The sequence below is a fragment of the Marinobacter sp. 1-3A genome, from assembly GCF_016597775.1.
Taxonomy (GTDB): Bacteria; Pseudomonadota; Gammaproteobacteria; order Pseudomonadales; family Oleiphilaceae; genus Marinobacter; species Marinobacter xiaoshiensis.
The window spans coordinates 140,841-150,807 of record NZ_VCGZ01000010.1 but is presented as its reverse complement, the minus strand read 5'-3'; the positions used below and the strand labels follow the sequence as shown (position 1 = coordinate 150,807).

Sequence of the window (9,967 nt, the reverse complement as noted above, 5' to 3'; positions counted from 1 at the left end):
GCAAACCTCCACTAAAACAAAAACTTAAAAAAAGGTATTGACGAAACCGCCGTAATCCGTAGAATACGCATCCGTTGTTGAGGCATTGCTTCAGTAGCTAAGAGCGGGAATAGCTCAGTTGGTAGAGCACAACCTTGCCAAGGTTGGGGTCGCGAGTTCGAATCTCGTTTCCCGCTCCAATTTCTTCAAGTCTCTCAATGCCAACCTGAGAGCACAAAGACTCGATTCCTTCGATCTTTTTAGGCGCGGTGGCAGAGTGGTCATGCAGCGGACTGCAACTCCGCGTACGCCGGTTCGATTCCGACCCGCGCCTCCATTATTTCCCTTTTAAATCCAGTACTTTGCAGCGTTGATCGTTTGCGGATTTTCGGATGTCGACATCATGTCGACATCATGTCGACATCCTTTTGCTCAAAAACGCTGTTTTATTTCTCTGGAAGGGCAATGGCATCCAGCGGCAACGTGGGTATTCCCAGGGCTCCGTTTATCTGTCTGAGCTGGCAGTGTAGGTTGTATCGTTCGACAGGGTCGGTCTCCTGAGACAGCTTCTTTGCTGTGGCTCGGCTCTGCTCCTGCAATATAATCAGGAACTTAAACTTGCCGTTGTCTTTAATACGGTCTTTAACCTGCTCGATCGGCTGCACCTGGTTGGCCTGCTCTTCAAGCATTCTTCGTGCATACTCTTCGACTTGGATGAAGTATTGTCTTACCTGTCGACCAACCTCAGTCCTTTCCACCATGGCCAGCTCCTTAGCCATGTTGAGCGAGATTTGATATTCAGCCCGCGCTTTACCCTTTCGAGAATCGTTCCTATTTCCCAAAAATGGGAAATAGTCCTGACCTTCAACGAATTGATACTCAGAAACTCGACGCTCGAACCATGTGGCAAAGCGGGTTTCAACTTTGAGCGCTGAGTGAAGCTCCCTGGCATCACAGAATTCTCGCGCCTGCCCATTTCGATTTTCGTGGATGATTTCCACTGCATTATTAAACGGGTTGTTGTGGTATTTGGTAGGCATAGTCATCTTAGAAGCTCCTCTTTACGGATATAAGCTGCTCACTGATCGCCCCGATATCGCTGGTGAGTCGATCCGCGACGATATCAATCAGGTTTTCCAGGTGTTCGCCGTCCACCTGGTCGTTGTCGACCACGAAGTGAAGCCCAGCGGCGAAGCCGTGGAGGGCACCGATTCGGCGTTCCAGGTCTTCAATCTTGTTGCACAGGGAAAGGAAAGTGCTGGCAGGGATAGTGATGTTCTGGTCCATGGTGGACTCCTTCGATTTCTTGCTACAGAAATGTGCCCAAATAGGGCGGCCGGGAGGGTAGCAACGGCTCGAAGAGACCGCCTTGCCTATTCCCCTTTCGGGTATTTTATTCGGCAAGACTCCCGGCCATAAACTGGCAGGGGTGCGCCTTATTTCAGGCACAAAAAAACCGCGAAACTGTCGGGTGCGGCTTACCGCTTCGAACGAGGTTGCTACGCCTCTTGAAGCGAACACTAGCCGCAGCCCGGTTAACTGTCAACGATTCCGGCTTCCTTCTTAATAGATTTCAGCGTAGACCTGCTCCGCTCCGGCGGCGTAATCAGGCGGTAGTGCCGGCGCATTGCCTCGGTCTGGTGGCCACCCTTGTTGTTTTCGCCCTGGGAAACGAACTCGTCTGTTAATCCCTTCTTTCTGAGGTCCCGGAGCTGGTATTGGCCGCTGTAGCCGGCATCCTTGCAGGCCTGTGCCCAGGAACCCTGCATGAAGCGATGTTTCACCGGTTGGTGCCGGCTGCGCATGTCGAAATAGGATGGGTACACCATCAGGTAAGGGGAGATGATGCCCTGCTGTCGCTTAAAGGTCCTGAACCAGTCCACCAGGTGGCGTAAGTCTTCGTTCATTTCGAGGATGATGGCTACGCCCGTTTTGTGCCTGGCAAAGTGGATCTCGCCCATTGGGCCTTGGTCATCGTGGATCTGGTCTTCTCGTAGCCCGAAAACATCAATCGGCTGCTGGCTCATCATATAGATCATGTCGCAGATCTTGGCGCGCCAGGTACCATCGTGGGTTTGGCGCTGCAGTTTGTGCTTGAGCAGGTGGGCTGATATCTCGGCATAGGCATCGTCTGGAATGAGCACTTCCCGCTTGGGCTCTGTCGCTTTTTTTACGTCCGGCATGGGGTTTCTGTCGATCAGTCCGGCCTCGACGGCATTGCTGAAAACACGAGAAAGAGTATTTCGGAGTCCGTTATAGTGAACAGGCTTGGTGTTCCAGGGGGACAGTAAGCGTCGAACCTTTCTCAGGATAGCTGGGTCAGCCAAGGTAAAATGGGAATGTTCGCTGGCTTCCAGCTGCTGCGCGTCGTTCGCGTAATCCCGGCGAGTTGGTATGGCGATTGGTCGGCCACGGTTGCGGCCGCGCTCACTGAGAACGTGGCAATCAGCCCACTCCACCCGGCCATTTACCACGCGATGACCCAGAACTTCAGTGCGCCAGCGCTTCAAGTATTGCCGCATGGTTGTGCGGTTTGCCGACTGGTGGGGTCGGGCAGCGGCCATATTGCCAGCCATCAGCTGCGTGTCGAAGTCTGTTGATGATTGCTCCCACATTTGCTGGAGCATGGCCCAACGGCGAATGGCTATTTGCCTGTCTCTGGTTTGGAGGCTGCCTTGCTTGCGGGTAACAGGATGGCGCACATGAAACACGCCATCCCGAGAATTGATGTAAAGGCCAGGGTAGCGGGAAAGCCACTCCTGGCCGGGTTTTCTGCGTGGTGGGGCCATGTTATTGCAACTGTTCTGCCAAATCCTGAATTAATCCTAGCTCCTGAGGGCTCTCCGGCATACCCCTGATTCGCCGCTCCATGGTCTCGAAGTAAGTATCAAGATCGATTCGCCAGCGCCTGCCATCGCGGAACGCGCCCGGGATTTCCGGGCAGCGCCTGCGAATGGTGGCCAGCGAAGGCGGCTCATTGTCGTCGCAATAGACCACCTCGATGAAGGTCTGAATGGAGACCGGTCTCACTGGTTCGCTACCTCCCGCCGATCCTGCCGGCTTTTCCACCGCTGGAAGTGTGACTTTATCTGCCGGAACTTGGTGGCGGCCCGGACGTTATGATCCAGCTCCGCACGGCTGCTGATCTGGCAGGCGGTGGTGATCAGGTCCCGGGCATCCTCTTCGGTGTGGGTTCCGTCCGGAATCTCGACGTTGCCCTTCACGCTCTGGGCTCGGTCGAGATAGAGCCGGAACGCTGGGTCCTGACAGAGCATGGCTGCCGATCGGGCCAGGTGGCCGCCTTTGACGTTATCCACACGGGCCTCCCTCGCATTCTTCCGGCTGGTCTACGACCATGATGTAATCGACACCATAGCCCGCGAATCCGGAAACAGTGGCCACTCCAAGTGTGGCGCCGGCGGCGAACCAGAAGCCGATGCCAAAAGCCATGGCTGCGGCGTTGATCAGTTTCTTAAACTCAGTCATCGCCGGAGCCCTCCTCGAAGCCCCAAGGGTCATCACTGGAAAGCTCGTTATCAATGCGCTCTTTGAGCTGCGCGATCTTGTCCCTGACTGATTCTGCGCTATCTTCAAAACCGGTCAGACACTCCCTGCCTTCATCGTTGAACACGCTGTAATAGAGCGTCGACCAACCACCCATGCATTTTTCCCGGCTCACATCGATTTCATGGCCCTTGTATTTGACTTTCATGATTCCTCCTGAGCCGTGGGGTATTGGCGGTGGGCCTCGATGGCATTGCTGAATGTCTTCTTGAGAACGTCCAGCCGTACGCGATCAAAGCCTTGATCCTGAAGCGCCTGGCACCGCTTCACCGCCCATTCCAGCGTTGGCATCCATGCATCATCCTCCGGCACACCTTGCTGGGTGCCCCTTGTGCCGGACGCCATCAAAGCTTGATATGCCCCTTGCAACTCAAGAACAGACTTAAACTCTGTTTCCCGAAGATATTTTTTAATCCATTCCGGCGTATCATCTGCGATTTCGATGTGATCAGAACCCTGACCACTCTGAGCGAGAGCGGCTTGCAGTTCCTGGTACGCAGCTCTGGCAGCCTGCTCACTGCTCTGAAAAGTCGCTCTCCAGCTTTCGTAACTCACGCCTTTTCCTCCTGTTCCGAAGGTTCGTTGAAGCCGCATTCACCGCACCAAAAGATTTCACAGAGTGGATCCTCTGGCTTTGCTTCGTTCATCACGGATCCACATTCAGGGCATGCTGGCAATACTGTCGGCTCGCCGAACTCCTGCTCAGTCTGTTCTTTTGGAGTGGTTGGTTTTGGAACCTCGAAACCGAATGAGTACCGGCAGATTCCTTTCTCGAATGCTTCCGCCATTGCCTCGCGGGTTGGGAACTCCAGGACAAGCCCGTATTGAACGGTCTCTTTGTTCCCGGGCTCATCTTCGTCATAGAGATCGATCATGCCGGCGCATTTAAGGCGAGTTTTCGGTATATCGTCCTTAATGCTGGCAGTTAGAAGTCGATTCGCGTCACCGAGCATTGCCTTGATATACCCGCGGTCATACTCATCGGTGGCGTTCCGTCTGAGGTTTTCTAAGCCGTTGATCAGGGACTCTACAATCTTTTGATTATCCATTGGACTTCTCCTCGAGCGCCTTCTTCCGCTTCTGATCGATGAACTCCTGGCGCCAGTCCAGCGCTTTCTCGCAGGCTTGTTCGTAGGTCTCGGCATAGATCCACTTCATGCTGTAGTAGCCCCAGGACAGGCGGTGTGAATCAGCTTTGATGTCCTGAGGTACCGGAGTGGCGAACTTGACCAGGTAACCGAATTTCCGGTGATCAGTAAGGTGCTCGAAGATCAGCCCTTCGTCATCGAGGTCGTATGGCGGCTCGATTCCGATCTCCTCCCAGATCCGGTCTGGCTCGTCCTTCATGAACGCTTCCCGGGCAATGTCCGGCCATGCGTCCTGAGCGAGCATGGTAGGGATGTGGATGATGGCCTCAGCACGGAGGTTGTTCTCAAACATCATGTCGATCATTGATTCTTTCAAACCTTATCCTCCCCAATGCGTTCAACAGTGATTCGATATTCCGGTGTTCCATCCGCTCTGCTGATTTCAACTGGATGGCCGAACTTCAAGGCATGCTCAGCAACTGCAACCAATGCTTCCACCGTCACGTCTCTTTTATTGGCAGCCCAGGTACGGCCATTTTTCAGCACGGCGCCGGCATAGATTGTTCCGGTTAGTGGGCTTGCGGCCACATGGATGTACTTCACGCTGCGTTCTCCTGTTCCAAAACTCGCTTCCTGTCTTCCAGATACTCCCGGTTAACCTGCTGCCACCGGTCGTATCGCTCCTGGCTGAAGCCCGGGCCGGCCATTCGGCGTATCAGTTTTTCATCGTTGGTTGCCTGGCGAATGATCCCCTCCGGCGCGTAGTGGTAGTGCCAAAGCTCCATCGGGTCTTCGGGCCTTTTGCCGGACCAGGTCTGGCAGATCCAGCCCATGTCGTACACCTGGCTGGTGCGTTGGGCGGCCAGGGTGTCTGCCCGGAGCTCGTGGTATGCGTTGGACACCTGCTGAATGTTGCGGCTGGGCAGGTCGATCAGACGGCTTTCCATCCATTCGGCACCATCGGGAGCGCGGCACAAGGCGCGCACTCCTATGAACCAGTTCCGTGGCCGCTTCACCAGCTGCTGTGCAAGGTCGTGTGGCAGCACTGTCCAGCCGAACGGGGTTCGGTTTTCGGCGGTGGTGTATGCCTGGCCGTTATCGGGGCTGGCCAAACCTTCCCAAGTCCACACGCGGGAGTTAGCGAACAGGCGCTGGTCTCTGGCCAGCGCGCTGTGGGGCTTTCGATGATTACGCTTTTGCGCCATCTCGGGCCTCCAGGTTCTTTAGTGCTTTGCGGGCGTGTTTGGCTGCCAGCTTACGTAGGGTTTTGTGTTCTTCCTGGTTGCAGCCGGAGATGCACCACCAATTGAAGATCGCGGCCACACGCTCCAGGCAATCAACCGGGCGGCGCTCTGCGCTGTTAGCGAGGTTGATATCCGCTTCGGCTACGGACTGGCTGAATTCAGATGGCCGCTCGATGCTCATGCGGCCTCCTTTTTGATCTCTGCTTCGATCCGCTTCCCGGCTGTGATGAGGTGGTCCAGATAACGAATAAACAGCTCGATTTTCTCCATCTGTTCACTGTAGAAATCTTTGCATTCGTCCAAATCATCGTTGTCCCAGAACTTCAGCTTGATATCCAAAACTCCAAGCGGTTCCGGGCGCTCAACACCCTCCCGGTGAACCGTGTTTGCGGGCATTATCTTCACATTCATATTTTCAACATGTGGATGCATGTAAATGAAAGCCTGCACAAGCTTACGGCGATTCAGAATCATGCATTGAAGCGTTACTTCCTCCGCAGCCAGGTACAGGTCATCAATCATTTCTGTTTTTGATAGCGTCAGCTTTGTCATCGTTATTTCCTTACTTTCCGAAGGATTTGTTGTGGTGTTCCAGTGCCTGCTGGCAGTCCACACAGGTGGCGCAGCCGGGCAGGGCTTCCCGCCGTTTGGCGGGGATTTCTTCGCCGCACTCTTCGCAGTCCGGGTCGGTGCCCACTCGCGCGGGCTGGTTTTGGTGTTTTGCCAGGGCCATTTCCAGCTCTCTTTCTATGTACTCACCGGCAACGTCTGCTTTGTCAGCCATGGTTCAAGTGCTCCACAACGTCAGCTTTCAGATCGTTGGCTGGCACCAAGCGCACCAGTCCGGCTTCCATGCAGGCGGCCGCTTCTTCGATTGAGTCGAAAATCAGAACCATGGCCACGCGGTGGTGGCAGCGGCCGTGGTCTTCGTTGATCACGGTCAGCTCGCCAACATCGTGCAAGCGGGCTTGCGGGGCGTCGGGTGTGTTGATTGCTTGTTGCATACTGCTCTCCTGATTTTTAAGAATGGGTTACCCCAGTCCTATCACGTGATTTCAAAGTGCAACCCCTGGGGGCCTAGTTAACCCAGCCAGTTGCGGGCCGGCCCACTTCTGGCCGGTACCGGGATAAGCCCAGCTTTCGGCTTACGGCATTCAGCCCATTGGCAGTGATCACCGTGCGCCCGTAGTGGCAGTAGCCCGTTACAGGGTGTCGGTACATGCGGGTGATGACTCTGAACACGCCGCGGCCACGCCAACGACCCGTGGGCAGGTTGTCCTGGCCCAGCATTCCTTCCTCGCGCAGGCGGCGAATCAGGCTGTTACGGCCCATATTCAGAAGTGCGGCGGCTTGGTCGAACGTGTATTCCACGGCGTATTCCTCCTTACAGCTCTTTCTCAAAAATCCAGCAACGCACCGACTTGGCGGCCACTACATTGGCGTCCATCCGGAGCCTGGAATTGACGGTGCGGCTGGGTTCGACGAACTTGCGGCCGCGTGATGTTTTGAGGTGGCGCTTCAGTTCGCTGATGGGCGGTATGCGCAGCTTGTTCTCTGCACACACATGCTCGAAGTGCTTCAGGTTGACGGCGATCAGCTGGCCATCGATGCCGTAATGGTTCAGCGTTGGTGTTCCGCTCAGGCCCTCGATGTAATCGAACGCTTCCCAGAACTCCTGAACCATGGGGTGGTCAGCATTCACGGCGCTCTGGCGCTCTTGCGCCATCTTCTGGACGAGCTCCCGGGCTGGTTCCAGAAAGGATTCAGGCAGAAGCTTCAATCCTTCCGGGCCAAGGCAGTCCACCAGGGACATCATCTGGCCGTGATTTTTGGCAATCCGGTGAATGCGAATGTCGGGGAGTTCAGCCAGGGCACGCTCATAGATCGGAGACCGGTCTTTAACCAGCTTCATGATCTTGTTTTCGTTGGTGGTGGCTTGCAGCACGAACCCGCTCACCGACTCCATGGGTGTGCGTTCGAGGCGTTCAGCCAAAGCCTTGGTGATTTCGCTGTGGCCTTCGCGGGTAATCTTCAGGTGCACTATCCGCTGAAGTACTGCATCGCTGGCGTTCACATCGGCGTTCTGGCTGATCACAATCGCGCCGCGAAACGGCGGCTCATACGTGTCGTTGCCGTTGTTTTTGTGACCCCGGCTGCGCACGCTCCGGCCGTTGTAAGCGGTTTTCAGTTCATCCCAATCGAACTGGCGCTGCTTGGCCCCGGAATCCTGATCTCGGTCGGACTCAATGAGCACCACCGGCAGGTTGGATACCTGGGCAAAGTTCCGCGCCCGGGCGGCAAGGGTGGCTTTGCTGGGGTCAAAGCCTTCGTAATCCTGACGGCCAACCAGCTTCCAGAGGAATTCAATCAGGGTGGATTTACCAGAACCTGCCTCGCCGACGATTTCCACAAACGGGAACGACTTGTGCTCCTTCCGGATCTGCTCGGCAAACAGCGTGCCCAGCCAGAAGGCGAGGGCCACGATACCTTTCGGCCCGAAACAGTTGGCCAGGTCTTGAGCCCAGCCCCGCTGATAGTCCGCGGCGTTTTTATTGATGTTCAGAGACACCGATTCAGACAGCGTTTTAACGCTCATGCGACCGATGTCGTAATAGTCTTCGTTGTTGAGCTCGTGTGTTTGCCCAGCGTGTACCGCAAGCTCTGGGAATACCCAGGTTTCGTGTTCCTTGCTGTAGCCAATAAAGTCGATGGTTTCGACAGTCTTGATGCCGCTGATCTGTTGCTTCAGTAGGCGATCAAGCTGGTGGCTGGAACCCGTCCACACAGCACCAGGTGCAATGCCCAGTAACCGCTTTTTGAATTCCGACGCGCTGGCCAGCTGGCCGCCACTGAACGTGTTCTTTACGGGGCGGCCATCGTGGGGAAAGTCCACGCGGTAGTAGTACCAGCTTTCGTCTGTGATCTTGTTCGCCAGGTAGTACAGGGCGCTGGGGTAGCAGTTGGCGATCTCCACCACAGCGTTGCACTGTTCCAATGCTTTGGTGGTGATCTGTTTGTCTGTCAGCGGCTCGTCGCTTTCCTCGAGGTCGCGGCAGGCCTTGTGGAATTCCTCCATGTTCAACTTGAACCAGAACAGGCGGTTGTTGAAGCCGAAGGGAAATTCGTTGCGCCCGGTGTGGCTGTAAATCCGGTTTGCTTTCTCGCTGGCACTGCGGGCAATGACCAGGTCGCCCTGGTACAGAAATTCTTTTGTGGTTGGCTCGCCATGCTCGTTGATCAGTTCACCGCGCTGCCAAGCGTCGTTCCAGTCGCGCTTGCTCTTGCCTTCCTGTGAGATAACTGCAGCGCCAACTTTCCATCCGTCCGCCCGGGCGATGTTGGCGAACTTGCGGATGTACTTCACGCCGGCGTTATCGCCGTCCATAGCCCAGATGATGCGCGGGGCTTGCTCACCGGCTTCGTCGCGAGCCTTTTGCAATTCGGATAAGAAGCGCTCTGGATAGTTGTTGCAGCTGAAAGCGGCAACCGCCGGAATGCCTGAGTGGTAAAGGGCAATCGCATCGAATATGCCCTCTACAACCCAGAGTTCTTTGCCCTGAGCGAGATCCAACCCGGGCGGTACCCACGCCAGCCCCTTGAAGTTTGCGCCACGGTTGAAGTGGGCTTTCTTCTTGCCAAACCGCTGGGGCTTATCAATCAGGCGCTCCCAGTAGTCCCGATCGTTGATTGGGAAACGCACGGTGGCGCTGCTGATGTTGCGCTCGTAATCCCAATAGGTTTCCTGGCTGTACCAGCCTTTAACCGTTGCCAGATCAAAACCGCGACCATGGGCCATGTAGGCGTCTGCAACTTCGGTACCAGTGGATTTCTCTCCCGGCTTTAGGTCTTTTCGGGCGTAGCGCTCTGTCCAGCTGTCGAACAGGTCCGGGAACAGCTCCTTAACATGGTGCTGATCACCGCACTTGCTCTCACGGCCGCACTTAACCATCCATGGGCTCTCTGTGCCCACGAAGGCCTCGCGCTTACCGCAGGACGGGCAGCGAAGGCGGCGCAGGAAAGCGCCACGTTCTACACCGTCAAAGTCGCTTTGGAGCCTGAGCAGGATGTCGGCCCGTAGTTGGTCTTGCATTC

General features: G+C 55.7%; 18 protein-coding genes and 2 tRNA genes. 2 read left to right on the top strand and 18 right to left on the bottom strand.

What is annotated here, in order from left to right; genetic code table 11:
* The first annotated feature begins 103 nt into the window (after window positions 1-103).
* Together FE848_RS15495 and FE848_RS15490 are read left to right on the top strand one after the other, a co-directional pair.
* A tRNA-Gly gene (locus FE848_RS15495) sits at window positions 104-179 on the top strand.
* Between the two features lie 63 nt (window positions 180-242).
* Window positions 243-316: transfer RNA gene (locus FE848_RS15490), tRNA-Cys, on the top strand.
* A gap of 109 nt (window positions 317-425) precedes the next feature.
* On the opposite strand, the gene FE848_RS15485 is transcribed toward FE848_RS15490, so the two are convergent.
* The 18 genes from FE848_RS15485 to FE848_RS15400 form a co-directional block, all read right to left on the bottom strand.
* The gene (locus FE848_RS15485; protein ID WP_200204758.1) at window positions 426-1,025 is read right to left on the bottom strand and encodes an antA/AntB antirepressor family protein; all 600 of its coding nucleotides are present in this window, start codon (window positions 1,023-1,025) and stop codon (window positions 426-428) included.
* A 1-nt stretch (window position 1,026) separates the two neighbouring features.
* The gene (locus FE848_RS15480) at window positions 1,027-1,266 is read right to left on the bottom strand and encodes a hypothetical protein (RefSeq protein WP_200204757.1); all 240 of its coding nucleotides are present in this window, start codon (window positions 1,264-1,266) and stop codon (window positions 1,027-1,029) included.
* A 248-nt stretch (window positions 1,267-1,514) separates the two neighbouring features.
* Entirely contained in the window at window positions 1,515-2,768 is a 1,254-nt protein-coding gene (locus FE848_RS15475) for a hypothetical protein (protein WP_227715388.1), read from the bottom strand.
* Window position 2,769: 1 nt separating this feature from the next.
* Window positions 2,770-3,009, bottom strand: coding sequence for a hypothetical protein (locus FE848_RS15470; RefSeq protein ID WP_111496118.1), 240 nt, complete (start codon window positions 3,007-3,009; stop codon window positions 2,770-2,772).
* Complete coding sequence (locus tag FE848_RS15465; protein WP_200204756.1) at window positions 3,006-3,296, bottom strand: hypothetical protein; 291 nt, start codon at window positions 3,294-3,296, stop codon at window positions 3,006-3,008. Before FE848_RS15465 ends, FE848_RS15470 begins: the two co-directional genes overlap by 4 nt.
* A complete protein-coding gene (locus FE848_RS15460; protein ID WP_200204755.1) occupies window positions 3,289-3,465 on the bottom strand; it encodes a hypothetical protein in 177 nt (58 codons plus the stop codon). The genes FE848_RS15465 and FE848_RS15460 overlap by 8 nt, the downstream gene beginning before the upstream one ends.
* On the bottom strand, window positions 3,458-3,691 hold the full coding sequence (locus FE848_RS15455) for a hypothetical protein (RefSeq protein ID WP_200204754.1): 234 nt from the start codon (window positions 3,689-3,691) through the stop codon (window positions 3,458-3,460). The genes FE848_RS15460 and FE848_RS15455 overlap by 8 nt, the downstream gene beginning before the upstream one ends.
* A complete protein-coding gene (locus FE848_RS15450) occupies window positions 3,688-4,098 on the bottom strand; it encodes a hypothetical protein (RefSeq protein WP_200204753.1) in 411 nt (136 codons plus the stop codon). Before FE848_RS15450 ends, FE848_RS15455 begins: the two co-directional genes overlap by 4 nt.
* Window positions 4,095-4,592: a hypothetical protein gene (locus FE848_RS15445; protein ID WP_200204752.1), complete on the bottom strand. Its 498-nt coding sequence runs from the start codon at window positions 4,590-4,592 to the stop codon at window positions 4,095-4,097. Before FE848_RS15445 ends, FE848_RS15450 begins: the two co-directional genes overlap by 4 nt.
* A complete protein-coding gene (locus FE848_RS15440) occupies window positions 4,585-5,007 on the bottom strand; it encodes a hypothetical protein (protein WP_200204751.1) in 423 nt (140 codons plus the stop codon). The genes FE848_RS15445 and FE848_RS15440 overlap by 8 nt, the downstream gene beginning before the upstream one ends.
* Window positions 5,004-5,234, bottom strand: a complete 231-nt coding sequence (locus FE848_RS15435; protein ID WP_200204750.1) for a hypothetical protein — start codon at window positions 5,232-5,234, stop codon at window positions 5,004-5,006. Before FE848_RS15435 ends, FE848_RS15440 begins: the two co-directional genes overlap by 4 nt.
* Window positions 5,231-5,836 carry a hypothetical protein gene (locus FE848_RS15430; RefSeq protein WP_200204749.1) on the bottom strand — a complete coding sequence of 202 codons (606 nt, stop codon included), beginning with the start codon at window positions 5,834-5,836 and terminating at the stop codon, window positions 5,231-5,233. The genes FE848_RS15435 and FE848_RS15430 overlap by 4 nt, the downstream gene beginning before the upstream one ends.
* Window positions 5,820-6,056 carry a hypothetical protein gene (locus FE848_RS15425; RefSeq protein WP_200204748.1) on the bottom strand — a complete coding sequence of 79 codons (237 nt, stop codon included), beginning with the start codon at window positions 6,054-6,056 and terminating at the stop codon, window positions 5,820-5,822. Before FE848_RS15425 ends, FE848_RS15430 begins: the two co-directional genes overlap by 17 nt.
* Window positions 6,053-6,427: a hypothetical protein gene (locus tag FE848_RS15420; protein ID WP_200204747.1), complete on the bottom strand. Its 375-nt coding sequence runs from the start codon at window positions 6,425-6,427 to the stop codon at window positions 6,053-6,055. The genes FE848_RS15425 and FE848_RS15420 overlap by 4 nt, the downstream gene beginning before the upstream one ends.
* A 10-nt stretch (window positions 6,428-6,437) precedes the next feature.
* Window positions 6,438-6,659 carry a TraR/DksA C4-type zinc finger protein gene (locus FE848_RS15415; RefSeq protein WP_200204746.1) on the bottom strand — a complete coding sequence of 74 codons (222 nt, stop codon included), beginning with the start codon at window positions 6,657-6,659 and terminating at the stop codon, window positions 6,438-6,440.
* On the bottom strand, window positions 6,652-6,879 hold the full coding sequence (locus FE848_RS15410; protein ID WP_200204745.1) for a hypothetical protein: 228 nt from the start codon (window positions 6,877-6,879) through the stop codon (window positions 6,652-6,654). Before FE848_RS15410 ends, FE848_RS15415 begins: the two co-directional genes overlap by 8 nt.
* 73 nt (window positions 6,880-6,952) lie before the next feature.
* A complete protein-coding gene (locus FE848_RS15405) occupies window positions 6,953-7,246 on the bottom strand; it encodes a phage antirepressor KilAC domain-containing protein (RefSeq protein ID WP_200204744.1) in 294 nt (97 codons plus the stop codon).
* A 13-nt stretch (window positions 7,247-7,259) separates the two neighbouring features.
* Window positions 7,260-9,965 (bottom strand): toprim domain-containing protein, encoded by a 2,706-nt coding sequence (locus FE848_RS15400; RefSeq protein WP_200204743.1) that lies wholly within the window; start codon window positions 9,963-9,965, stop codon window positions 7,260-7,262.
* Window positions 9,966-9,967: the final 2 nt, after the last annotated feature.